At 59.2% G+C, this 22,191-nt stretch carries 23 protein-coding genes and 1 riboswitch; of the genes, 11 read left to right on the top strand and 12 right to left on the bottom strand.

All coding sequences use genetic code 11. The features are described from left to right. The first annotated feature begins 42 nt into the window (after positions 1-42). Genes BFV64_RS08040 through hpxK form a run of 6 tightly spaced genes read left to right on the top strand, consistent with a single transcriptional unit; the run spans position 43 to position 5,383 of the window. Positions 43-825: a transporter substrate-binding domain-containing protein gene (locus BFV64_RS08040; protein ID WP_069601904.1), complete on the top strand. Its 783-nt coding sequence runs from the start codon at positions 43-45 to the stop codon at positions 823-825. A 4-nt stretch (positions 826-829) separates the two neighbouring features. After that, on the top strand, positions 830-1,495 hold the full coding sequence (locus BFV64_RS08045) for an amino acid ABC transporter permease (protein WP_023332651.1): 666 nt from the start codon (positions 830-832) through the stop codon (positions 1,493-1,495). Next, entirely contained in the window at positions 1,495-2,151 is a 657-nt protein-coding gene (locus BFV64_RS08050; protein ID WP_014883296.1) for an amino acid ABC transporter permease, read from the top strand. The genes BFV64_RS08045 and BFV64_RS08050 overlap by 1 nt, the downstream gene beginning before the upstream one ends. After that, positions 2,132-2,869 (top strand): amino acid ABC transporter ATP-binding protein, encoded by a 738-nt coding sequence (locus tag BFV64_RS08055; RefSeq protein ID WP_023292833.1) that lies wholly within the window; start codon positions 2,132-2,134, stop codon positions 2,867-2,869. Before BFV64_RS08050 ends, BFV64_RS08055 begins: the two co-directional genes overlap by 20 nt. Positions 2,870-2,882: 13 nt before the next feature. Then, a complete protein-coding gene (locus BFV64_RS08060) occupies positions 2,883-4,124 on the top strand; it encodes a pyridoxal-phosphate-dependent aminotransferase family protein (protein WP_032637023.1) in 1,242 nt (413 codons plus the stop codon). Further along, positions 4,121-5,383 (top strand): allantoate amidohydrolase, encoded by a 1,263-nt coding sequence (hpxK, locus tag BFV64_RS08065; protein ID WP_069601905.1) that lies wholly within the window; start codon positions 4,121-4,123, stop codon positions 5,381-5,383. The genes BFV64_RS08060 and hpxK overlap by 4 nt, the downstream gene beginning before the upstream one ends. On the opposite strand, the gene BFV64_RS08070 is transcribed toward hpxK, so the two are convergent. Next, on the bottom strand, positions 5,349-6,350 hold the full coding sequence (locus tag BFV64_RS08070) for a magnesium transporter (RefSeq protein WP_014883298.1): 1,002 nt from the start codon (positions 6,348-6,350) through the stop codon (positions 5,349-5,351). The genes hpxK and BFV64_RS08070 overlap by 35 nt on opposite strands. Positions 6,351-6,410: 60 nt before the next feature. Then, positions 6,411-6,580: riboswitch (M-box (ykoK) riboswitch) on the bottom strand. 158 nt (positions 6,581-6,738) lie between these two features. On the opposite strand from BFV64_RS08070, the gene BFV64_RS08075 reads away from it, so the two are divergent. Continuing rightward, complete coding sequence (locus tag BFV64_RS08075) at positions 6,739-7,239, top strand: DedA family protein (RefSeq protein ID WP_014883299.1); 501 nt, start codon at positions 6,739-6,741, stop codon at positions 7,237-7,239. Between the two features lie 103 nt (positions 7,240-7,342). After that, positions 7,343-8,584: a bifunctional glucose-1-phosphatase/inositol phosphatase gene (agp, locus tag BFV64_RS08080; RefSeq protein ID WP_069601906.1), complete on the top strand. Its 1,242-nt coding sequence runs from the start codon at positions 7,343-7,345 to the stop codon at positions 8,582-8,584. 33 nt (positions 8,585-8,617) lie between these two features. Here the strand turns inward: agp and BFV64_RS08085 are convergent, their stop codons facing one another. Both BFV64_RS08085 and wrbA read right to left on the bottom strand, forming a co-directional pair. After that, entirely contained in the window at positions 8,618-8,845 is a 228-nt protein-coding gene (locus tag BFV64_RS08085) for a YccJ family protein (protein WP_014883300.1), read from the bottom strand. Positions 8,846-8,863: 18 nt separating this feature from the next. Next, positions 8,864-9,460, bottom strand: coding sequence for an NAD(P)H:quinone oxidoreductase (gene wrbA, locus BFV64_RS08090; protein WP_014883301.1), 597 nt, complete (start codon positions 9,458-9,460; stop codon positions 8,864-8,866). 391 nt (positions 9,461-9,851) lie between these two features. On the opposite strand from wrbA, the gene BFV64_RS08095 reads away from it, so the two are divergent. Continuing rightward, the gene (locus tag BFV64_RS08095; RefSeq protein WP_023332656.1) at positions 9,852-10,022 is read left to right on the top strand and encodes a con-10 family general stress protein; all 171 of its coding nucleotides are present in this window, start codon (positions 9,852-9,854) and stop codon (positions 10,020-10,022) included. Between the two features lie 116 nt (positions 10,023-10,138). Beyond that, positions 10,139-11,059: a DMT family transporter gene (locus tag BFV64_RS08100; protein WP_023338233.1), complete on the top strand. Its 921-nt coding sequence runs from the start codon at positions 10,139-10,141 to the stop codon at positions 11,057-11,059. 110 nt (positions 11,060-11,169) lie between these two features. On the opposite strand, the gene rutG is transcribed toward BFV64_RS08100, so the two are convergent. The 7 genes from rutG to rutA are packed head-to-tail and all read right to left on the bottom strand — an operon-like array spanning position 11,170 to position 16,604. Then, complete coding sequence (rutG, locus tag BFV64_RS08105; protein ID WP_023338234.1) at positions 11,170-12,492, bottom strand: pyrimidine utilization transport protein G; 1,323 nt, start codon at positions 12,490-12,492, stop codon at positions 11,170-11,172. Positions 12,493-12,513: 21 nt separating this feature from the next. Beyond that, on the bottom strand, positions 12,514-13,008 hold the full coding sequence (gene rutF, locus BFV64_RS08110) for an NADH-dependent FMN reductase RutF (RefSeq protein WP_069601907.1): 495 nt from the start codon (positions 13,006-13,008) through the stop codon (positions 12,514-12,516). Positions 13,009-13,017: 9 nt separating this feature from the next. Beyond that, positions 13,018-13,608, bottom strand: a complete 591-nt coding sequence (locus BFV64_RS08115) for a malonic semialdehyde reductase (RefSeq protein ID WP_014883307.1) — start codon at positions 13,606-13,608, stop codon at positions 13,018-13,020. Positions 13,609-13,617: 9 nt separating this feature from the next. Then, positions 13,618-14,418: a pyrimidine utilization protein D gene (rutD, locus tag BFV64_RS08120; RefSeq protein ID WP_069601908.1), complete on the bottom strand. Its 801-nt coding sequence runs from the start codon at positions 14,416-14,418 to the stop codon at positions 13,618-13,620. A gap of 7 nt (positions 14,419-14,425) precedes the next feature. Further along, complete coding sequence (rutC, locus tag BFV64_RS08125; RefSeq protein ID WP_014883309.1) at positions 14,426-14,812, bottom strand: pyrimidine utilization protein C; 387 nt, start codon at positions 14,810-14,812, stop codon at positions 14,426-14,428. An 11-nt stretch (positions 14,813-14,823) separates the two neighbouring features. Then, positions 14,824-15,513, bottom strand: a complete 690-nt coding sequence (rutB, locus tag BFV64_RS08130) for a pyrimidine utilization protein B (protein WP_014883310.1) — start codon at positions 15,511-15,513, stop codon at positions 14,824-14,826. Next, positions 15,513-16,604, bottom strand: a complete 1,092-nt coding sequence (rutA, locus tag BFV64_RS08135) for a pyrimidine utilization protein A (RefSeq protein ID WP_014883311.1) — start codon at positions 16,602-16,604, stop codon at positions 15,513-15,515. Before rutA ends, rutB begins: the two co-directional genes overlap by 1 nt. A gap of 243 nt (positions 16,605-16,847) precedes the next feature. On the opposite strand from rutA, the gene rutR reads away from it, so the two are divergent. After that, positions 16,848-17,486 carry an HTH-type transcriptional regulator RutR gene (gene rutR / locus BFV64_RS08140; protein ID WP_069601909.1) on the top strand — a complete coding sequence of 213 codons (639 nt, stop codon included), beginning with the start codon at positions 16,848-16,850 and terminating at the stop codon, positions 17,484-17,486. On the opposite strand, the gene BFV64_RS08145 is transcribed toward rutR, so the two are convergent. Then, positions 17,483-17,878: a lysozyme inhibitor LprI family protein gene (locus tag BFV64_RS08145; RefSeq protein WP_014883313.1), complete on the bottom strand. Its 396-nt coding sequence runs from the start codon at positions 17,876-17,878 to the stop codon at positions 17,483-17,485. The genes rutR and BFV64_RS08145 overlap by 4 nt on opposite strands. A 102-nt stretch (positions 17,879-17,980) precedes the next feature. Further along, positions 17,981-21,943: a trifunctional transcriptional regulator/proline dehydrogenase/L-glutamate gamma-semialdehyde dehydrogenase gene (gene putA / locus BFV64_RS08150; RefSeq protein WP_014883314.1), complete on the bottom strand. Its 3,963-nt coding sequence runs from the start codon at positions 21,941-21,943 to the stop codon at positions 17,981-17,983. Positions 21,944-22,191: the final 248 nt, after the last annotated feature.

Below are 22,191 nucleotides of genomic sequence, written 5' to 3' on the forward strand. Positions count from 1 at the left end.
CAAAGAATCTTTTGTTTCATGTTAACGTTACGGGGAAGCACCATGAAAAAACTGTTGATTGCACTCGCCGGGGCCGCATGCCTCTTCACACAACTGCCTGCAAAGGCTGACCAGCTTCAGGATATCGAGAAGCGCGGCACCCTCCGCATTGCCGTGCCGCAGGACTTCCCGCCGTTTGGCTCGGTGGGGACCGACCTGCAGCCGCAGGGCTACGACATTGACATGGCACGCTATCTGGCGAAACAGATGAAGCTCAAGCTGCAGCTCGTGCCGGTGACCAGCGCCAACCGTGTGCCGTATCTGCAAACCGATAAGGTGGATCTGGTCATCTCCAGCCTCGGGAAAAACCCGGAGCGCGAGAAGGTGATTGATTTTAGCCGCGCCTACGCGCCGTTCTTCCTTGGCGTGTTTGGCCCGAAAGGGGCCGAGCTGAAAGATGCCGCCGGGCTGAGCGGAAAAACTATCGGCGTGACGCGCGGGGCGGTGGAGGACATGGTACTCACCAGCCTGGCGCCGAAAGATGCCAACGTGAAACGTTACGAAGACAATAACACCACGCTCTCTGCATACCTTTCCGGACAGGTGCAGTACGTGGCGACTGGCAACCTCGTGGTGGCGGCGATTTCCCGCCAGAACGCCGATAAGGCCCCGGTGCCGAGCTTTATGCTGAAAGATTCACCGTGCTTTATCGGCCTGAAGAAAAACGAACCGGCTCTGAAGGCAAAAGTGGATGTGCTGATTGAGCAGGGCATTAAGGACGGCACGCTGAACGGTCTGTCTGAGCAATGGCTGAAGGCCCCACTGCCGGCAAACCTTGGCGCCTGAGCCGATGACTGAGCAACTTCATTTCTCTGAACTGTGGCCGCACTGGCCGGCGCTGCTGGCGGGATTGTGGGTCACCATCCAACTGACGGTGATGGCGACCGTCGGCGGGCTGGCGATAGGGATTTTCGGGGCGGCGATCCGCAGCGGACGCCCAACGTGGTACAGCCGGATCTGGGGCGGTTACGTGGAGATTATCCGCAACACGCCGTTTGTGGTGCAGCTATTTTTCATCGTCTTCGGCCTGCCGAATCTGGGCCTGAAGATGACGGCGGGGGAAGCGGCGCTGCTGGCGATGGTGGTGAACCTTGGCGCCTATAGCACTGAGATTATCCGCGCGGGCATTCAGGTAACGCCGAGAGGGCAGTGGGAGGCCGGACGCGTGCTGGGGCTGACCCGCCTGCAGACCTTTATTCGCGTGGTGCTGCCGCCCGCGCTGCAACGTATTTATCCGGCACTGGTGAGCCAGTGCATCATCGTGATGCTCGGCTCGTCGGTGGTGTCGCAGGTCTCGTATGAAGAGCTGACCTTTGCCGCCAACCTGATCCAGTCCAGAACGTTTTTGAGCTTTGAGGTCTATCTGGTGACAACCGGTATTTACTTAGCGCTGTCGATTACCCTGCGCCAGCTGATGATGGCGGCAGGACGCAAATGGCTGGGGGTGCAGGCATGATGACCACCTTTACCGACTGGGACATTATTCGCAACCTGCTGCTGGCCGGACGCTGGACGGTGCTGCTGTCGCTGGTGGCGTTTGTCGGCGGGGCGGTGGTAACGCTGCCGCTCCTGCTGCTGCGCCTGACGGGCGGGCGCACGGTGAAGCGCATTATCCGCGGCTATATCGAGCTGTTTCAGGGCACCCCGCTGCTGATGCAGCTGTTCCTGGCCTTCTTCGGCGTGGCGCTGTTCGGCATCGACGTTTCGCCGTGGACCGCCGCCTCGCTGGCGTTAACCTTTTACACCAGCGCATTTCTGCTCGATATCTGGTACGGCAGCATTCGCGCCCTGCCGAAGGGGCAGTGGGAAGCCTCGCGCTGCCTGGGCCTGACCTTCGGCCAGACCCTGTTTCGCGTGGTCGCTCCGCAGGCATTGCGCATCGGCATCGCCCCGACGGTCGGCTTTGCCGTACAGGTGATCAAAGGTACCGCACTGGCGTCGATTATCGGCTTTATCGAGCTGACCAAGGCTGGGACCATGCTGACCAACGTGACCTATCAGCCGTTCAAAGTCTTTGCGCTGGTGGCGCTGGGCTACTTCATTCTGTGTTATCCGCTGTCGCGCTACAGCCGCTATCTGGAGACGAAATTCAATGCCTCTCATCACCATTAATCAGGTGCAGAAGTACTACGGTAATAACCACGTGCTCAAGGGCGTCGATCTGGATATCGACATGGGCCAGGTGATCTCCATTATCGGGCGCAGCGGATCGGGAAAAAGCACGCTGCTGCGCTGTATCAACGGCCTGGAAGGCTATCAGGACGGCAGCATTAAGCTCGGTGGCATGACGATTACCGACCGGGATTCCCAGGCGCGTGAAATCAGCCGCTCGGTGGGGATGGTGTTCCAGAGCTTCAACCTGTTCCCGCACATGACGGCGCTGGAAAACGTCATGCTCGCCCCGCGTCGGGTGCTGAAGAAAAGTGCTGCCGAATGCCGGGAGCTGGCGCAGCGCATGCTGGAGAAAGTGGGCTTAGGCGATCGTCTGGATTACTACCCGTCGAGCCTCTCCGGCGGCCAGCAGCAGCGCGTGGCGATTGCCCGCGCGCTGGCGATGTCGCCTAAAGTTTTACTCTGTGACGAGATCACCTCCGCGCTTGACCCGGAGCTGGTGGGCGAAGTGCTCAAGGTACTGGAGCAGCTGGCCGCCGAGGGGATGACCCTGATTCTCGTGACGCACGAAATGAATTTTGCCCGCGAAGTGGGCGACCGCGTGGTGTTTATGCACCAGGGGAAAGTCTGGGAGCAGGGCGACAGCAAAACGCTGTTCGCCAACCCGCAGACCACGGAACTGAAGCAGTTCATCTCCTCCGTGCGCGGCCTCAACTGATAAGGACTGACTCATGGATATTGCACATTTTCCGCAAATTAACCCGCCGCAACGTCTGCTGATGGGGCCGGGGCCGATCAACGCCGACCCGCGCGTGCTGCGCGCTATGTCGAGCCAGCTGATTGGCCAGTACGATCCGGCCATGACCCACTACATGAACGAGGTGATGGCGCTCTATCGCGGCGTATTCCGCACTGAAAATCGCTGGACGATGCTGGTCGACGGTACCTCCCGGGCGGGGATTGAAGCGATACTGGTTTCCGCCATTCGCCCGGGGGATAAAGTGCTGGTTCCGGTCTTTGGCCGCTTTGGTCACCTGCTGTGCGAAATTGCCCGCCGCTGTCGGGCGGAGGTACATACCATCGAGGTGCCGTGGGGCGAGGTGTTCACCCCGGACCAGGTGGAGGATGCAATTAAGCGTATTCGTCCTCGCCTGCTGCTCACCGTACAGGGCGACACCTCCACCACCATGCTGCAGCCGCTCGCGGAGCTTGGCGCTATCTGCCGCCGCTACGACGTGCTGTTTTACACCGACGCCACCGCGTCGCTCGGCGGCAACGCGCTGGAGACCGACGCCTGGGGGCTGGATGCCGTTTCGGCCGGGATGCAGAAGTGTCTCGGTGGGCCATCGGGTACTTCGCCAGTCACCCTGAGTACGCGGATGGAGGAGGCGATCCGCCGCCGCAAGTGCGTTGAGGCGGGCATTCGCACCGACGCCCACCGCGACGGCGACGAGGAGATGATCTACTCCAACTACTTCGATCTTGGCATGGTGATGGACTACTGGGGGCCGGAACGGCTGAATCACCATACCGAAGCCACCACCGCGCTGTTTGGTGCCCGCGAATGCGCGCGGCTGATCCTGCAGGAAGGGCTGGATAACGGCATTGCCCGCCACAAGCTGCACGGCGATGCGCTCCTGAAGGGCATTCAGGCGATGGGGCTGGAGACCTTCGGCGACCTGAAGCACAAGATGAATAACGTGCTGGGCGTGGTGATTCCACAGGGCGTCAACGGCGACGAGGTGCGTAAGCTGATGCTGGAGGATTTCGGGATTGAAATCGGCACCTCGTTTGGCCCGCTGCACGGTAAAGTGTGGCGCATTGGCACCATGGGTTATAACGCGCGTAAGGATTGCGTGATGACAACCCTGAGCGCGCTGGAGTCGGTGCTGAACTACCTGAAATTCACCACCACGCAGGGGGCCGCCATGCAGGCCGCGTGGGACCACTATCGCCGCGAGACGCCGCAATGAGCCCGGCGGCAGAACGGGTGATGGCGCGCGCCGATGCGCTGGCCGCCATCAGCGAAACGCCGGATGCGCTGACCCGGGTCTACCTCTCGGCGCAGCATCTGCAGGCCAACCAGCTGGTCGGGCAGTGGATGAGCCAGGCGGGGATGACCGTCTGGCAGGACAGCGTGGGCAATATCTGTGGACGCTATGAAGGTGCTCAGGAAGGGGCGCAGGCGGTGCTGCTCGGTTCGCATCTGGATACCGTGCGCAATGCGGGGCGCTACGACGGTATGCTCGGGGTGCTCACCGCGATTGAAGTGGTGGACAGCCTGCACCAGCAGGGCCTGCACCTGGCGCAGGCCATTGAGATTGTCGGTTTTTGCGATGAAGAGGGCACCCGTTTCGGCATTACGCTGTTAGGCAGCCGGGGGCTGACGGGCACCTGGTCGCAGGACTGGCTGGAAAAAACCGACGCCAGCGGCATCAGCGTGGCGCAGGCAATGGTGCAGGTGGGGCTCGATCCCGGCCGCGTGTCGCATGCCGCACGCCGTCCCGAGGATTTCAGCGCCTACCTGGAGCTGCACATTGAACAGGGGCCGTGCCTTGAGCAGGACGGTCTCGCGCTCGGCGTGGTGGAAGCCATCAACGGCGCGCGTCGCCTGAATTGCCGTTTCACCGGCGAAGCCGGGCACGCGGGAACCGTGCCGATGAACCATCGTAAGGACGCGCTGGCCGCCGCTGCCGAATGGATGGTTCTCATCGAAAATACCACCCGGCAGCAGGGCGGTAATCGGGTGGCGACGGTCGGGGAGCTGCGCTGCCTGCCCGGTGCGGTAAACGTGATCCCCGGTGAGGTGCATCTCTCGCTGGATATCCGCGGTCCGCAGGATGCGCCGCTGGATCGATTGCTGGCCGAATTGCTGGAAAATGCGCAGGCAATCGCGTCGCGACGCGGACTGCAGTTCAGCGCCGAGGAGTTTTACCGCATCGCCGCCACGCCGTGCGATATCCACCTGCAAAACGTGTTAGGGGAGGCCGTCGAATCGGTGCAGGGGCGTTCACTGTCGCTGCCCAGCGGCGCGGGCCATGATGCGATTGCCATCGCGGAACGCTGGCCGGTAGGGATGCTGTTTGTGCGCTGCAAGGGGGGCGTCAGCCACCACCCGGCAGAGTCGGTGATGGCTGAGGATGTCGCGCTGGCGATTGAGGCGTTTTCGCGAGCGGTGATCCAGCTGGCGGACCGTGTTACTCCAGCCCCAGCGTATATTGCGCGATCTTGAAGTAGATAATCAGCCCGGTACCGTCGATAAGCGTCGCGATAAACGGCGCGGAGACGACCGCCGGGTCAATGCCGCAGCGTTTGAGCACCATCGGAATCACGGACGATACAATCGCGCTCCACAGCGTTATGCACACCAGCGTCAGGCTGACGATAAGCGTGATTTCCAGCCCAATCCCCATCATCCACGCGCGGATACACCCGGCAATCCCGAGCGTCACGGCAATCATCAGCGAGGTGGTCATCTCTTTTCGCAGCACGCGCCCGACGTCGCGAAGATGCACCTCTCCCAGCGCCATGGCGCGCACCAGCGTGGAGGTGATCTGCGTTCCGCTGTTGCCGCCCGTGCCGATCAGCAGCGGAATAAAGAACGCCAGCGCAATGGCGGACTCCAGCGCCTCTTCGAAGTGCTGGATCACCGAACTGGTATAGGCTTCTGCGACAAACAGCAGCAGGAGCCAGACGGAGCGTTTCTTCCACAGGCTGAAGGCGCTGGTTTCCAGATAGGGCTTCTCCAGCGGCAGCGTCGCCCCCTGAAGCTGAGCGTCTTCGGTGACGTCATCTTCCAGCAGATGGGCGATTTCGCGCTCGGTCAGGCAGCCGACGAGCTTGCCGTGGGTGACCACCGGCACCACGTCCGCGCCGCCGTGCGCCAGCTGGCCGGCAACATCGGCACGTTCATCCTCCGGTTTGACCTGTAAAAACTGCGAGATCATCAGCGATTTCACCGGCTGTAGCGTATCGGCGGTTTGCAGCAATTTACGCACCGCAATCATGCCCGCCAGGCGGCCATTGTCTTCAATAAAAATATGCGATGGAATATCGTCGTCTTTTAATTTTGCGAAGAATTGCTCGCGCGCCAGCGCCACGCATAATGCAATATCAAGGACGATAAAATCGGTATTCATATATTGCGCGATGGCGCTGTCATTGAATGCCGGGTTTTGATTGTGAATAGCGTAAGACATAGTGAATTCCCTTTGAATAAAAATATCTCTCAGGGGCGAGCAAGACAGGGCATGTCGAAGAGGAGATCCCCACGTCCTGGGTTCAGCACTGTACACCGTATCCCGCAAGGGAAGTTATACTGACAAAGCCTTGATTCGACAGTGCCTGTTTTACCCTGTGTTGGTTCTCTCGAACCCACCAGAGCGATAACGTGTATTTGTACAGGAGCCTCGCCATAACGAGATCGTTGTAAAACGTGAGGGATAATACGCATATTTAATTTTACCGCTCAGGATTTTAAATAATGTTTAAGAACGGTTTAGAAGAATTTTATTAATACGATGTTGAGGGTTTATTTAAGGTTATTCATTTTAAATAAAAGATTAAATCATCACGAGGATGGGGTAAATGGCGTGGTTTGATCATCTGCTTACTCATTTTGCGCTCTATCCGGCACATCTGTTTGCGTTGTTATTCGTGATGGCGCTGGGTAAATCGACGGTACTGATCTCCTCCGTGCTGCCACCCGCCTCGGTGATGCTGCTGGCGGGCATCGGCGTCAGCCAGGGGAGCATGCATCCTGGGCTCGCATGGCTTGCCGTGGTAATGGGGGCAACGGTGGGGTCGGTGCTAAATTACCATGTTGGCCAGCTGATGGGACACACCCGGCTGGTCACGCGTTTCACGTCTAAGCATGCCGACAGGTTTTTGCGAGTGCAGCATCAGCTGCAAAAGAACGGTGAAATTGCGCTGTTTACGTCGCGCTTTCTGGCGGTATTGCGTTATATCGTGCCGCTGGCAGCGGGGATGCTCAGGCTAAGCGCCGTGAAGGTCTACGCCGTCAGCCTGCTTTCTGCCTGCGCGTGGGCGGCGCTGTATGTTGGCATCGTCGCTGGCATCAGCGTCTGAATCGGCGAGTAAGGTATTCATCAGATTGAGAAATGCTTCCCGGAAAATTGTCACGAATCTGTCACACTGAATGCGACATTTTAAAACGAGTGAGGAATTAGGGATGAGAAAAGCACTACTCGCGCTGGCAGTCGCCGGTTCCATTTCAGCAACGTTTGGCGTGCAGGCACAAGAGACGCCGGAAGGGTATCAGCTGGAGCAAGTTTTAATCATGAGTCGCCATAACCTGCGCGCACCGCTCGCCAACAACGGCAGCGTGCTGGAGCAGTCCACGCCGAAACAGTGGCCAGAGTGGGAGGTACCGGGTGGTCAGCTCACCACTAAAGGCGGCGTGCTGGAGGTCTATATGGGTCATTACATGCGCGAGTGGCTGGCGCAGCAGGGGATGATAAAGACTGGAGAGTGCCCGCCAGCGGACACCGTTTATGCATATGCCAATAGCCTGCAGCGTACCGTTGCGACCGCACAATTCTTCATTACCGGCGCGTTCCCGGGGTGCGATGTGCCTGTGCATCATCAGGAAAAAATGGGCACGATGGATCCCACCTTTAATCCGGTCATTACCGATAACTCGCCTGAGTTCCGCGAAAAAGCGCTGAAGGCGATGGAGACCGAGCGGCAGAAAATGCAGCTTTCAGAAAGCTATAAGCTGCTGGAGCAGATGACGAACTACGCCGATTCGCCGTCCTGCAAAGAGAAAAAAGTCTGCTCGCTGGCGGACGCGAAAGATACGTTCAGTGCCGACTATGAAAAAGAGCCAGGCGTGTCCGGTCCGCTGAAAGTGGGTAACTCGCTGGTGGATGCGTTCACGCTGCAATATTACGAAGGTTTCCCGGCTGACCAGGTGGCCTGGGGTGAGATCAAGACTGACCAGCAGTGGCGTGTGCTGTCGAAGCTGAAAAACGGCTATCAGGACTCGCTGTTTACCTCCACCGAGGTGGCGCAAAACGTCGCCAAACCCCTGGTGAAATATATTGATAACGCGCTGGTCACCGATCAGGCGAAAGCGCCTAAAATCACCCTTCTGGTGGGGCATGATTCGAACATTGCGTCGCTGCTGGCCGCGCTGGATTTCAAACCGTATCAACTCCACGATCAGCACGAGCGCACGCCAATTGGCGGCAAAATAGTCTTCCAGCGCTGGCATGACAAAAACGCTAACCAGGAACTGATGAAAATTGAGTATGTCTACCAGAGCTCAGAGCAGCTGCGAAACGCCAGCGTGCTGTCGCTGGAATCCCCCGCGCAGCGTGTGACGCTGGAGCTGAAAGGCTGCCCGGTGGATGCTAACGGCTTCTGCCCGGTTGATAAGTTTAATGCGGTGATGAACAACGCGGCAAAATAGAGGATACCCCCCCGCAAAGGCGGGGGGAAACGTTCAGACGTTTTTACGTTCGATGGTCTGTTCGCCCCAGAAGAGCGAGTCTTTGTCCGTCTTTTCGAAGGCGCGAACCAGCACTTCGTCGCTACCTTCTTCCCAAATCTGCTCTGCCAGTTTCTCGTCATATTTCGCGACTTCAAAAATGGCTTCGGCAATCTCCGGAGAGGTATTGCGTAAACTTGCCCATTCACCCACGCGGTGGGCTTTTGATTCCTGAGTTGGCATGCTTGTCCTCCTGTTGAGTTAGCCGTTCAGTTTTTTGGCGAGGCCCGCGACATGCTCACCCTGATAACGGGCGATGGCGAGCTCTTCGTCGCTCGGCTGTCGGGAACCATCGCCGCCGGCAATGGTGGTTGCACCGTAGGGAGTACCGCCACGTACCTGAGAAACATCAAAGAGTTCCTGCGCGCCGTAGCCAATCGGCACAATCACCATCCCATGATGAGCAAGGGTAGTCCAGGTTGAGGTAATCGTCTGCTCCTGACCGCCACCGGTGCCGGTAGAGCTGAAGACGCTGGCGAGTTTGCCGTATAAAGCGCCTGAGGCCCATAGCCCGCCCGTCTGATCGAGGAAGGTGCGCATCTGGCCGGACATATTGCCGAAACGGGTTGGCGTCCCGAAAATAATCGCATCGTAATCTGCCAGCTCCTGAGGCGTGGCGACCGGGGCATTCTGTGTTTTTCCCCCGGCTTTGGCGAAGGCTTCCGCCTGCATGGTTTCCGGTACGCGCTTCACCACAACCTCAACGCCGTCCACCCTGTTTGCACCTTCTGCGACTGCGTGAGCCATGGTTTCAATGTGTCCATACATGGAATAATAGAGCACCAGAACTTTTGCCATTTTGCATCACTCCTCGTTTGTGTTTTCTGACAGCGGATCGCTGCGTTCATTTAAAGATATGCCATCACGGCCAGACTGCAAAAATGAACATCATTTCTTTGATTTATAACAATATGATTGGGGAAGCGTGCTGTAGCAAAATGAAACAACTTTCTCGCCTCCGTTTTTTGAAATGATAAGAAAGAGTTATGAATCTCCGTCACGTTATCTCACCCGAAAGACTGAGATCCTGTTGCAGGATATTACCAGCGGCTTGCCGGACAGCCTTAGTCCACTAAGCTTAGTTTCACGCGGCACAAATAAAGGCACTGTCCTCATGCCGCGAGGTGAAAGAATCCTCTTTTACTGAATGCAATATGATGTCTAATGTTTCACACTCTGGAGGTTAGAGATGGCAAACCATCGTGGTGGTTCAGGTAATTTCGCTGAAGACCGTGAAAGAGCATCAGAAGCAGGTCGTAAAGGTGGCCAGCATAGCGGGGGCAACTTCAAAAATGACCCTCAGCGCGCATCAGAGGCTGGCAAGAAAGGGGGTAAAAACAGCCACGGCAGCAATAAGTAACGCGCCAGGCTGAACCCTGCCGCCGGGCGTTCCCGGCGGTTTTTTTATTTCTGCAACATTGAACTGTAACCAAAGGCGACGCACACTACAGAATTGTTCTCATTTGCTGGTGTCGCATGTCTGTCTCACGCTTTAAATTCTCCGTAAAACCGCAGGAAGCCATCCTTATTCTCATCACCATGTTCTGGGGCGGGACGTTTCTGGCCGTCCAGTACGCGGTAACGCTGAGCGATCCGTTCTTTTTTGTTGGTTTGCGCTTTGCGACGGCGGCGATAGCCGTAGCGCTCGTATCGCTAAAATCCCTGCGCGGATTAACCCTCAAAGAGCTGAAGGCCGGGGTGGCGATCGGGGTGGCGATTGCAATGGGCTACAGCCTGCAGACATGGGGATTACAGACTATCTCCAGCAGCAAATCGGCATTTATCACCGCCATGTATGTACCGCTGGTACCGCTCCTGCAGTGGCTTTGCCTGGGACGGCTGCCGGGGATGATGTCCTGCATCGGTATCGTGCTGGCGTTTATCGGCCTGATTTTGCTGGCCGGGCCGGAAAATAACCTGCTGGCACTGGGACCGGGCGAGATCATTACCCTCGTCGGGGCGATTGCCATTGCGGCGGAAATTATTTTGATTAGCGCCTGGGCGGGCAAGGTGGACGTCAAGCGCGTGACGGTGGTCCAGCTCGCCACGGCCTCGCTGGTGGCGTTTGCGACGATGGTACCGGCCGGGGAGTCTGTGCCGCCGATGTCTACCGGTCTGATCGTGGTCGCGTTGGGGCTGGGCATCTTCAGCGCCATTATTCAGGTCACCATGAACTGGGCGCAGCGCAGCGTCTCCCCGACGCGGGCGACGGTGATCTACACCGGCGAACCGGTATGGGCGGGGATTTTTGGTCGCCTCGCCGGAGAGCGCTTGCCGCTGCTGGCCCTGGTCGGTGCGGCATTTATTGTCGCCGGGGTGCTGGTGAGCGAGCTGAAGCTAAAAAACCGACGCAAGGCGATTACCGGGGTGGGGGCTGAACAAGGGGCAGATAGCTAACAACGTGCACTCTGCCCGTTTTGCCCGGCGGCGCTACGCTTGCGCGGGCCTACATGCTCATTGTAGGCAGGGTAAGCGTAGCGTCACCCGGCAAGAAAGCAGCACTCATTTCAGGTTGAGGGGGTGATGGCTTCAGCCTGCGCTTCATCCCCTTTCCGGCGGCTCAGCAGGGCGTTAAGCAGAATTGCCCCGAACGTTGCCGTGCCGATCCCACCAATCGTAAATCCGCCCAGCGTTAGCGCGAAATCGCCCGCGCCCAGCACCAGCGTGACCGCCACCATAATCAGGTTGCTGTTCTGGCTCAGATCGACCCGATGCTGCACCCAGATTCGCGCGCCAGCCACGGCGATCAGCCCAAATACCACAATCGATGCCCCGCCGATGACCGGCGACGGAATGGTGTGGATCAGCGCGCCGAACTTCGGAGAGAAACCAAGCAGTATCGCCATCGCCGCTGCCGCGACGAAGACCAGCGTCGAGTAGACTTTGGTCACCGCCATCACGCCGATATTTTCGGCATAGGTGGTGACGCCGCTGCCGCCCACGGAGCCGGAGATCATGGTTGCCAGACCGTCACCGACAAATGCCCGGCCCATGTACGGGTCCATACTGCGGCCGGTCATTCCCGCGACCGCCTTCAGGTGACCTAAGTTCTCCGCCACCAGGATCACCGCCACCGGTGCGATAAGCATCATTGCCTGGGTGTTAAAGGTGGGGGAAGTGACCTGCGGCAGGCCAAACCAGGCAGCCTGATGGAGCAGGGTAAAATCGACCGGCTTGCCGAGACCGAAAACGTTCGCCAGCAGAGCGTAAACCAGACAGGCGACAATCAGCCCGACCAGAATCAGCAGACGCTGGATCATCCCGCGCGTAAACACCGCCACCAGGCCGATACACAGCACGGTGATCACCGCCATCCAGCTTTCAAACGGCGAGCCGGAGACGCTTTTCACCGCGATCGGCGCCAGGTTCAGGCCAATCGCCATGACGACGGCACCGGTCACCACGGGAGGCATCATGCGTTCGATCCAGCGCGTGCCAATCTTCATCACCACCAGACCAATCAGGGTATAGACCAGGCCGCAGGCGATGATGCCGCCGAGCGCCACGCTCAGGTTAGGGTTGATCCCCTGGCCGTTAAATCCGGTTGTGGCGATAACCACCCCGACAAACGCGGCGCTGGAGCCCAGATAGCTGGGCACGCGCCCACCGGTGACAAAAAAGAACAGCAGGGTGCCGATACCCGACATCAGAATCGACAGGTTGGGATCAAGCCCCATTAGCATCGGCATGAGTACGGTCGCACCAAACATCGCGACTGCATGCTGGACGCCCATCACCATCGTTTGTCCGAGCGGGAGTCGTTCATCCGGCGCGATCACGCCTGCTTCTGTGGTGGTCGATTTCAACTGCCAGTGGGGAAATCCGAACATGGTCTGTCTCCTTAAAGCGCCTTAGCAGGCGGGTCGCATAAGCGCGTGGTAGCCGCGGTCAAACCACACCAGCCCTTGCGGCGCGGGGTGGCGAGCAATCGAAACAATGTCGCAAAACAGAATGTCGTGGGTACCGACGCTCACCACCTGGCTGATGCGGCAGTCAAACGAGGCCAGCGCATCCTCCAGACGCGGACACCCCGTGTCGCCCGTTTGCCAGCGGGCGGCGGCAAAGCGCGTCTCCATTGGCGTTTTGCCGCCAAACAGGTTGGATAGCGGCTCTTGTCCGGCGCTCAGGGTGTTCACGCACAGCGTGCGGTTTTCGCTAAACGTCGGCCAGACGGACGCGCCGCGGTTCAGGCATACCAGCAGGGTGGGAGGCGAATCCGTGACGCTGCACACCGCGCTGGCAGTGAATCCCGCCATTCCCGCCGGGCCGTCGGTGGTGATGATGTTGACTGCCGCGCCGACGCAGGCCATGGCGTCGCGAAAGGTTTGTTTATCCGGTGTCGTCATGATTGCTCCTTACGCCAGCCCGCAGGCATCTTCGAACGCCAGACGCGGCAGGCGTCCGTAAAGTTTGTTCGTATCACCATAGCCAATGTTGATCAGCAGATTGCTTTTAAGCAGCGTGCCGGTGAAAAAGGCCTCGTCGACCTTTTGTCGGTCAAAGCCTGACATCGGGCCGGTGTCCAGCCCGAGGGCGCGACAGGCGAAAATCAGGTAAGCAGCCTGCATTGAGCTGTTGCGAAATGCCGTCTCTTCGGCGAGCGCCGGGCTGGTGGTAAACCAGCTTCTGGCATCGCCGTGCGGGAACAGTTCCGGCAGGCGCTCATAAAACTCGCTGTCCCAGGCAACAATCGCCGTGACCGGCGCGGTGAGCGTTTTTTCCAGATTGCCGCTGGAGAGCGCCGGGCGCAGCTTCTCTTTTCCCTCTGCGCTGCGCACAAACACGATTCGCGCCGGGGAGCAGTTGGCGGAGGTTGGGCCCCATTTCATCAGGTCGTAGATTTCGCGCAGCGTCTCGTCGCTGACGGGCAGATTCTGCCAGCCGTTGTGGGTACGGGCGCCGGTGAATAGCGTTTCGCGCGCCGCAGGATTAATGGCTTCGCTCATTAAAGTTCCTTATAAAGCGGGTTCATGACTGTGCAGCAGGCTGGCAAGCCCGTTCAGCAGCAGGGTGTTAAAGGTGTTCGGTTCGGTGACGTTGCAGGCATGCCCGCCCTGGCGCATGACCACGCTGTGGCTGCGTGGGAGAGCCGCCTGTAGCTCAGTCGAGCAGACAGAGGGTACCAGCATGTCGTCGGCGGAACAGATGAGGTGTACCGGACAATGAATACGCGCGGCGTGGCGGGTGAAATCCGCTTTCTTCAGGGCGCTGAGCCTGTGCAGCAGGTTGCTTTTGCCCTGGAAATGGGCCAGCGCCAGCGCTTCTTCGGCCTCCAGGCGGGGCGCACGAGCAGCCATCCAGTCTGCCGGGTAGAGAAACAGCGGCTGCGCCTCTACCCACGCCTGCGCGCCGCCGGAATGCAGCAAACGCTCGCGGATCTGAAAACAGCGTCGGGTATGGGCGTTGAGGGTTAGCCAGCCGTTGACGCACACCAGCGCGGTGAGCGCATCAGGTCTGTCGAGGGCCAGCTGTAGCCCGATCAGCGCGCCCAGCGCATGACCGACCACGCAGTAGCGGGCAATTCCGGCTTCAGCCAGCGCTATGGCCAGTTCGTCCGCCATTTGCGCCAGGCTATAGCCTTCCGGCAGGGTGTCGCGGTTATTACCCGTCCCCCGCTGGTCATAGCACACCACCTGATACTCCGGCTCCAGCGCGGCCAGCTGGGGCAGCCAGTAGCTGCCGCTGCCGCCGAGACCGGCAATGAGGACTACCACGGGTGCCCCCTCATACGGGGGCGGTGAGACGGAGAGTTTCATGGCCGCCTCACTTCGCAATGTGCGCAACGGTGGCAATTTCAACCAGCGCGTCAGGCTTCACCAGCCCGCACTGTATACAGAACCGGGCCGGCTTATCGCCGGGGAAGAACTCGGCGTAGATCTCGTTAATCGCGGCGTAGTTTTTCCAGTCGGTGATAAAGATGCTGTTGAAGGTCACATCCTCCATCGTGCCACCCGCCGTTTCGATCACGCTTTTGATCGTCTCCAGCACGTGGCGGGTTTGTGCCTTTGGGTCGTTGATAAACACCACGTTGTTGTCTTTATCAAACGGCAGCGTACCGGAGACATACACCACGCCGTCGGCGAGCGTTCCGGGGACAAACGGGGCAATCGGTGTGCTGGTGCCCGGCGGAATAATCACGGATTTCGGCATCGTCGTTCTCCTCAGGCGATACGGGCGAGCGGCGGATTCAGGGCATCGCAGAACGCTGCGACGTTACTCACCCAGCCAAAAAAGGTTTCGATATTGAACAGGGCCGCTTTCTGCGCGAATTCCGGCCCGGCCTGATGGGTCGCGTCTTCCAGCACCACGCCAAAATACTCAAGGAAAAAGCCGTCGCGCAGGGTCGACTCCACACAAACGTTGGTGGCGATGCCGGTAAAGACCAGGTGACGAATGCCCCGGCTGCGCAGCAGGCTGTCGAGCGGGGTGTTGAAAAAGCCGCTGTAGCGCGGTTTGGGCAAGACAATATCACCTGCCTGCGGGACCAGCTCGTCCACCAGCTGATAATCCCAGCCGCCTTTTGCCAGCAGCTTGCCCTGCAGTTCAGGGTTTTTGCGCATCGTTTTCAGGGCGTTGGACTTGTGGAAGTTGGGCGAGCCGGGGCCACCGGCCTCCACGTACTGGTCGTCCCAGCCGTTCTGGAACCAGACGATGAGCATGCCGGCTTCCCGTGCGGCGCTGACGGCGGTGTTGATGTTCGCAATGACCGGCTGCGTGGCGGAGACGTCGAACCCCGCCAGATCCAGATAACCCCCTTTACTGGCGTAGGCGTTTTGCATGTCCACCACGATCAGCGCGCTCTGCTGCGGCGCAAAGGTGATGGCTTCCGGGCGAGCGTTTAAGGTCGTCATTACGCAACCTCCTTCGTGACGGCAGGAATGTGGGCGCGGCATTGCATCAGCGGCTGGATGCGCTCGCCGAAGGTTTCCACACCGGTGAGGAAATCATCGAAGGTCAGCAGAACGCCCTCTGCGCCGGGTACGGCGGCGACTTCGTCGAGCATTCTGGCAACGCTGGCATAGGATCCAACCAGCGTGCCCATATTGATATTGACGGCGGAGGTGGGGTCAGCCATCTGGCGGACGTTGGTGTCTGCGCCGGAACGGGTATCTTTCTGGCTCTGCTCGGTAAGCCAGCTCAGGGCCTCCTCGTCGGCACCGTCCTTGTAACACTCCCATTTCGCGCGTGCGGCCTCGTCGGTTTCGTCGGCAATCACCATAAACAGCACGTAGGAGCCCACGTCGCGCCCGGTTTTGTCGGCAGCCTCTTTCATGCGCGCCGCGGTGGGGGCGAAAGCGGCAGGGGTGTTAACGCCTTTCCCGAAGCAGAAGTTAAAGTCGGCGTATTTGGCGGAGAATTCCATCCCCGCGTCGCTCTGCCCGGCGCAGATCACCTTCATCGGCACCGACGGTTGCGGGCTGACGCGGCAGTCGTTCATGGTGAAGAAGTCACCTTTGAAATCGCTTTTGCCGGTGCCCCAGAGATCGCGCAGGACCTGCACGTATTCGGTCAGGTAGTCGTAGCGACGCGAGAAGTAATCGTCACCCGGCCAGAGCCCCATCTGCTCGTACTCCGGCTTTTGCCAGCCGGTCACCAGGTTCACGCCAAAGCGTCCTCCGGAGATCGAGTCGATGGTGGAGGCCATGCGCGCGACGATCGCCGGGGGCAGGGTGAGCGTGGCGGCGGTAGCGTAGATCTGAATCCGCGAGGTGACAGCGGCCAGTCCTGCCATCAGGGTGAAGGACTCCAGGTTGTGATCCCAGAATTCGGTTTTGCCGCCAAAGCCGCGCAGCTTGATCATCGAAAGTGCAAAGTCGAAATGGTAGTGCTCCGCTTTTTGCACGATGGCTTTATTCAGCTCAAAGGTCGGCATGTATTGCGGGGCAGTGGTCGAGATAAGCCAGCCGTTGTTGCCGATAGGTACAAATACGCCAATTTTCATCACGAACCTCTCTTCACTACGTTGCAGTTACTGGCGTTTTTGCAAAGGGAGTGCCAGTTTTGAAAATGACTTTGTTATTAATGTGTTAATCGAAGGTTGGCGTATTGATGTGGTTAAAAGTGGACTAACTGGTCAAAAACATTGCACAGAAAACAGGCATTCATGCGCGATGGAAGTGCAGAATGTCGTGGCGAGACGGGGGTTTTGCTATGCTGAGGGCAACGCAGAATAAGGAGAGCGGGAATGACACAAGGCGCAGTGAAAACACCAGGTAAACGGTCACAGGCAGTCAGCGTCAAGAAGCAGGCTATTCTCAGCGCGGCGCTGGAGACGTTTTCACAGTTTGGCATTCACGGCACGCGGCTGGAGCAGGTAGCGGAGCAGTCCGGGGTTTCCAAAACCAATCTGCTCTACTACTACCCGTCGAAAGAGGCGCTCTATGTGGCGGTGATGCAGCAGATCCTCGATATCTGGCTGGCGCCCCTGAAAGCGTTCCGCGCAGAGCTGGCCCCGCTGGTGGCGATCAAAGAGTACATCCGCCTGAAGCTGGAGGTGTCACGCGATTACCCGCAGGCGTCGCGCCTGTTTTGTCTTGAGATGCTGCAGGGCGCGCCGCTATTGCAGGCTGAGCTGACGGGGGATTTAAAGCAGCTGGTGGACGATAAGTCGGCGATTATTGCCGGCTGGGTCGCCAGCGGAAAGCTGGCGCCGGTCGATCCGCAGCATTTGATCTTTATGATTTGGGCCGCCACCCAGCATTACGCTGACTTTGCGGCCCAGGTCGAGGCGGTGACCGGGAAAACGCTCCAGGATGAAGCGTTTTTCCACAGCACCCTGGAAAACGTACAGCGGATGATTATCGAAGGGATCCGCGTGCGTTAGTTTCCCGGCGGGAGAGGGCAGCTTAAATCGCCCTCTTCACATTGCATCAGCGAGGCCAGAAACGCTTCTCGCTCCGCGGTTTTCTCTGCCAGGCACTGATTGACAATCATCGGCTGAATGCTTCCACCTTCCGTACCCGAACCGATAAACGTGCAGTCTGCATCCCGCAGGGTAATCCACGCCTGCTGCGCTTTTTTTAGCAGGTCACGCTGGGGGGCTGCCGCACGTTTGATAGCGGCCTGATACGTCGCGTTGAGCTTCTTATCCGCCGCCTGGTACTGCTGCGCGCTACAGGTGTTCAGTTCAAGCTGGGTGGTGGCGTTGTCGCACTCGTTGGCCAGCGCGCTGGTGCTCAACAGCAGTGCGGCACCTGCGAGAAATACTCTTTTCATCATCCCCTCCGTGTAAAAAAAAGCCGGATGCGCTATGCATATCCGGCCTACGATTCTTTGTAGCCCCGGTAAGCGTAGCGCCACCGGGGAGAGTTTACACGATTAACCGATGGTCATCAGGCTGGCGTTACCGCCCGCCGCCGCGGTGTTGACGCTGAGCGAACGCTCCACGTACAGACGCTCCAGCAGCAGGTTGGTTTCCCCACGCGCAAAGCCCTGTACCGAAACAATCGCCCCGCTGCGGGCCGCCACCTGTTCGCACAGTTCGCGCAGCTGGTCGGAATCACCGTGATAAATCACGGCGTCAAACGGCTGCGTCAGCAGCGCATCGGCCTTCGCGAAGCGAATGCGGGCTGAAACGGCTTTTGGCAGCTGTTTTGCCAGGTCGCGATGCAGCGCATCTTCCGGCCACAGCACTTCACATCCGGTTGCCATCGCGGCAGCCAGCTGTACCAGCGCATCCTGCTCGTTATCCGCTACGCAGAGTACGTGCTCGCGCGGCATCAGCGTCCAGGTGTTGCGCTCGCCGGTTGGCCCCGGAAGCAGACGCTGCGTGCCAGCCTGCGCCAGCTCGCCGTACTGCTGCGCAATGGCACGCAGTTCAGGTCGTTTTTCCGCCCAGGCGATCAGCGCTTCAAGCGGCTGCGTCAGCACGGTTTTCAGCTGCGCGTCGACCGGATAGTCTGCGTCCTGACGTGCCAGCGTCACGCCCAGCGCGTTCTCTGGACGGTTCGCCAGCAGACGGTACAGGTAAAGCGGACCGCCCGCTTTCGGACCGGTGCCGGACAAACCTTCACCGCCGAACGGCTGTACGCCCACGACCGCGCCGACCATGTTGCGGTTAACGTACAGGTTGCCCACTTTGGCACTGCCGGTCACCTGCGCGATGGTTTCGTCGATACGGGTGTGTACGCCTAGCGTCAGGCCATAGCCGGAGGCGTTGATCTGATCGATCAGTTCATTAAGGTTGTTACGGTTGTAACGCACCACGTGCAGCACCGGACCGAAGACCTCTTTTTTCAGCTCGTCGAAGCTTGCCAGCTCAATCAGCGTTGGCGGCACGAAGGTGCCGGTCTGCCACTCGCGGGCATCTTCGCTGTTCTCACGCACCGCCTGGAACACCGGACGGCCTTTGGCGCGCATGGTCTGGATGTGGTTTTCGATATTGGCTTTAGCTTCCGCGTCAATCACCGGGCCGATGTCGGTGGTGAGACGCCCCGGGTTGCCCATACGGCATTCGGCCATCGCGCCGCGCAGCATCTTCAGCGTGTGGTCGGCCACGTCATCCTGCAGGCACAGTACGCGCAGGGCGGAGCAGCGTTGACCGGCGCTGTCGAACGCGGAGGCCAGCACGTCGACCACCACCTGTTCGGTGAGGGCAGAGGAGTCAACGATCATGGCGTTCATGCCGCCGGTTTCCGCGATGAGCGGGGTAGGACGACCCTGCGCATCCAGACGGGTAGCAATGTTGCGCTGTAGCAGAGAGGCAACTTCGGTCGAGCCGGTAAACATCACGCCGCGTACGCGGTTATCGGAGGTCAGTTTAGCGCCGACCGTTTCGCCGCGGCCTGGCAGCAGCTGGACCACGCCCGCAGGTACGCCGGCTTCCAGAAGAATGTTGATGCCCTGCGCGGCAATCAGCGGGGTCTGCTCTGCCGGTTTGGCCAGCACGCTGTTACCTGCGGCAAGGGCGGCGGCAATCTGACCGGTAAAAATAGCCAGCGGGAAGTTCCACGGGCTGATACACACGACCGGTCCGAGCGGACGGTGGGTTTCGTTATCGAAATCATCGCGCACCTGACCCGCGTAGTAGTGCAGGAAGTCCACGGCCTCACGCACTTCGGCGATAGCGTTGCTGAAGGTTTTACCTGCTTCACGCACCAGAATGCCGATAAGCGACTGCATCTGATCTTCCATCAGCACGGCAGCACGCTCCAGAATGGCGGCACGCTCCTGCGGCGGGGTGGCAAACCAGATTGGCGCGTTGTTGACCGCACTGTCCAGCGCCTGATCCACTTCCGCTTCGGTGGCTTCGCGTACATAGCCGACGATATCTTTTGGCTCTGCCGGGTTGATAACCGGCTGCATTTCACCGTCCTCGACGGACTGCTCAAGGATCGGTTTCGCCTGCCATTTCTGCAGCGCGCTGTTGAGCAGGGCAGAGGAGAGGGACGCCAGACGATGTTCGTTCGCCAAGTCCAGACCCGCAGAGTTGACGCGGCCTGCGCCATACAGCTCGCGCGGCAGGGCAATCTTCGGATGCGGCAGACCAATCTGACCTTCCTGGGCCGCCATCTTCTCAACGGCCTGCACCGGATCGGCCACCAGCTCGTCGAGCGGCAGCGTGGTGTCGGCGATGCGGTTTACGAAGGAGGTATTCGCGCCGTTTTCCAGCAGACGACGCACCAGGTACGCCAGCAGCGTTTCGTGCGTACCTACCGGCGCATAAATGCGGCATGGGCGGTTCAGCTTGCCATCCGCTACCTTACCGGTCACCTGCTCGTACAGCGGTTCACCCATGCCGTGCAGGCACTGGAACTCGTACTGGCCAGGATAATAGTTTTGACCCGCCAGGCTGTAGATTGCCGCCAGGGTGTGGGCGTTATGGGTAGCGAACTGCGGGTAGATCAGGTTCGGCACGCCGAGCAGTTTTTTCGCACAGGCGAGGTAAGAGACGTCGGTGTAGACCTTACGGGTATAGACCGGATAGCCTTCCAGACCTTCCATCTGGGCGCGTTTGATTTCGCTGTCCCAGTAGGCGCCTTTCACGAGGCGGATCATCAGGCGGCGACGGCTGCGGCTTGCCAGGTCAATCAGATAATCAATGACGAACGGGCAGCGCTTCTGGTACGCCTGGATAACGAAGCCAATGCCGTTCCAGCCCGCCAGCTCTGGCTCGAAGCACAGTTTTTCCAGCAGATCGAGGGAGATCTCCAGACGGTCGGCCTCTTCGGCGTCGATATTGATGCCGATGTCATACTGGCGCGCCAGCAGGGTCAGGGATTTCAGGCGCGGGTAAAGTTCCTCCATCACGCGGTCGTACTGCGCGCGGCTGTAGCGCGGGTGCAGGGCGGACAGTTTGATAGAGATACCCGGACCTTCATAAATACCGCGGCCGTTAGAGGCTTTACCGATGGCGTGGATCGCCTGCTGATAAGAGACCATGTAGGCCTGCGCGTCGGCGGCAGTCAGGGCCGCTTCACCGAGCATGTCATACGAGTAGCGGAAACCTTTGTCTTCCAGCTTGCGGGCGTTCGCCAGCGCTTCGGCAATGGTTTCGCCGGTCACGAACTGCTCGCCCATCAGGCGCATCGCCATGTCCACGCCTTTGCGGATCAGCGGCTCGCCGCTCTTACCGATGATGCGGTTCAAAGAGCGTGACAGGTTGGCTTCGTTATGGGTTGAGACCAGTTTTCCGGTAAACAGCAGGCCCCAGGTGGCGGCGTTAACGAACAGGGACGGGCTGCGGCCAATGTGCGAATGCCAGTTGCCGTTGCTGATCTTGTCGCGGATCAACGCGTCGCGGGTGGCTTTATCCGGAATACGCAGCAGCGCTTCCGCCAGACACATCAGCGCCACGCCTTCCTGTGAAGAGAGGGAAAACTCCTGCAGCAGACCCTGCACCATCCCGGCGCGGCCGGTGGCGGTTTTTTGGTTGCGCAGCTTGTCGGCCAGCTGATACGCCAGGCTGTGCGCCTGGGCGGCAATGGCTTCCGGCAGACGGGCCTGCTCCAGCAGCATCGGCACGGCGTCGGTTTCGGCACGACGGTAAGCGCCGGTAATGGCGGCACGGCTGACGGACTGCGGCAGGATCTGCTCGGCGAATTCGAGGAACGGCTGGTGGCTTTCGTCGCCAGCAGCGGGTGCATCCTCACTTTCATTGGCGGCACCCGCCAGCAGGGCAGGCAGTTCTGGCAGGCCTTCGTCGCTCTCCAGTCTTTCCAGATAGTTAAAAATCGCCTGCTTGATTAACCAGTGCGGTGTGCGGTCAATGCGGGTCGCTGCGGTTTTAATCCGTTCGCGGGTAGCGTCATCCAGCTTAACCCCCATGGTGGTCATCCCCATGCCAAAACTCCTGTTGTTCTGTAATCGCGTTTTGTAGATGGCATGAAATATCCACCATGTTGCAACTTTGTGCAACCGTGTTAAATGTGACCTGGTTTGCAACCCAGAAAATGAATGGATTGTTAATGATTGGTTAGCTGGAAAAAAGCACTGGCTTCTGCATGAGAAGCCTGTTTTTATGCGGTACTTAACACTTTTGAAAGGTGCAACCCGTATAAGTGTGAGCGAGTGCAACCTATAGGAAACTC

This window comes from Enterobacter kobei (assembly GCF_001729765.1).
GTDB classification, from domain to species: domain Bacteria; phylum Pseudomonadota; class Gammaproteobacteria; order Enterobacterales; family Enterobacteriaceae; genus Enterobacter; species Enterobacter kobei.

Bases quoted from the DNA above. Each gene is read 5' to 3' on its own strand.
- BFV64_RS08040 (WP_069601904.1), top strand. From the start codon at position 43: ATGAAAAAACTGTTGATTGCACTCGCCGGGGCCGCATGCCTCTTCACA.
- BFV64_RS08045 (WP_023332651.1), top strand. From the start codon at position 830: ATGACTGAGCAACTTCATTTCTCTGAACTGTGGCCGCACTGGCCGGCG.
- BFV64_RS08050 (WP_014883296.1), top strand. From the start codon at position 1,495: ATGACCACCTTTACCGACTGGGACATTATTCGCAACCTGCTGCTGGCC.
- BFV64_RS08055 (WP_023292833.1), top strand. From the start codon at position 2,132: ATGCCTCTCATCACCATTAATCAGGTGCAGAAGTACTACGGTAATAAC.
- BFV64_RS08060 (WP_032637023.1), top strand. From the start codon at position 2,883: ATGGATATTGCACATTTTCCGCAAATTAACCCGCCGCAACGTCTGCTG.
- hpxK (WP_069601905.1), top strand. From the start codon at position 4,121: ATGAGCCCGGCGGCAGAACGGGTGATGGCGCGCGCCGATGCGCTGGCC.
- BFV64_RS08070 (WP_014883298.1), bottom strand. From the start codon at position 6,350: ATGTCTTACGCTATTCACAATCAAAACCCGGCATTCAATGACAGCGCC.
- BFV64_RS08075 (WP_014883299.1), top strand. From the start codon at position 6,739: ATGGCGTGGTTTGATCATCTGCTTACTCATTTTGCGCTCTATCCGGCA.
- agp (WP_069601906.1), top strand. From the start codon at position 7,343: ATGAGAAAAGCACTACTCGCGCTGGCAGTCGCCGGTTCCATTTCAGCA.
- BFV64_RS08085 (WP_014883300.1), bottom strand. From the start codon at position 8,845: ATGCCAACTCAGGAATCAAAAGCCCACCGCGTGGGTGAATGGGCAAGT.
- wrbA (WP_014883301.1), bottom strand. From the start codon at position 9,460: ATGGCAAAAGTTCTGGTGCTCTATTATTCCATGTATGGACACATTGAA.
- BFV64_RS08095 (WP_023332656.1), top strand. From the start codon at position 9,852: ATGGCAAACCATCGTGGTGGTTCAGGTAATTTCGCTGAAGACCGTGAA.
- BFV64_RS08100 (WP_023338233.1), top strand. From the start codon at position 10,139: ATGTCTGTCTCACGCTTTAAATTCTCCGTAAAACCGCAGGAAGCCATC.
- rutG (WP_023338234.1), bottom strand. From the start codon at position 12,492: ATGTTCGGATTTCCCCACTGGCAGTTGAAATCGACCACCACAGAAGCA.
- rutF (WP_069601907.1), bottom strand. From the start codon at position 13,008: ATGACGACACCGGATAAACAAACCTTTCGCGACGCCATGGCCTGCGTC.
- BFV64_RS08115 (WP_014883307.1), bottom strand. From the start codon at position 13,608: ATGAGCGAAGCCATTAATCCTGCGGCGCGCGAAACGCTATTCACCGGC.
- rutD (WP_069601908.1), bottom strand. From the start codon at position 14,418: ATGAAACTCTCCGTCTCACCGCCCCCGTATGAGGGGGCACCCGTGGTA.
- rutC (WP_014883309.1), bottom strand. From the start codon at position 14,812: ATGCCGAAATCCGTGATTATTCCGCCGGGCACCAGCACACCGATTGCC.
- rutB (WP_014883310.1), bottom strand. From the start codon at position 15,513: ATGACGACCTTAAACGCTCGCCCGGAAGCCATCACCTTTGCGCCGCAG.
- rutA (WP_014883311.1), bottom strand. From the start codon at position 16,604: ATGAAAATTGGCGTATTTGTACCTATCGGCAACAACGGCTGGCTTATC.
- rutR (WP_069601909.1), top strand. From the start codon at position 16,848: ATGACACAAGGCGCAGTGAAAACACCAGGTAAACGGTCACAGGCAGTC.
- BFV64_RS08145 (WP_014883313.1), bottom strand. From the start codon at position 17,878: ATGAAAAGAGTATTTCTCGCAGGTGCCGCACTGCTGTTGAGCACCAGC.
- putA (WP_014883314.1), bottom strand. From the start codon at position 21,943: ATGGGGATGACCACCATGGGGGTTAAGCTGGATGACGCTACCCGCGAA.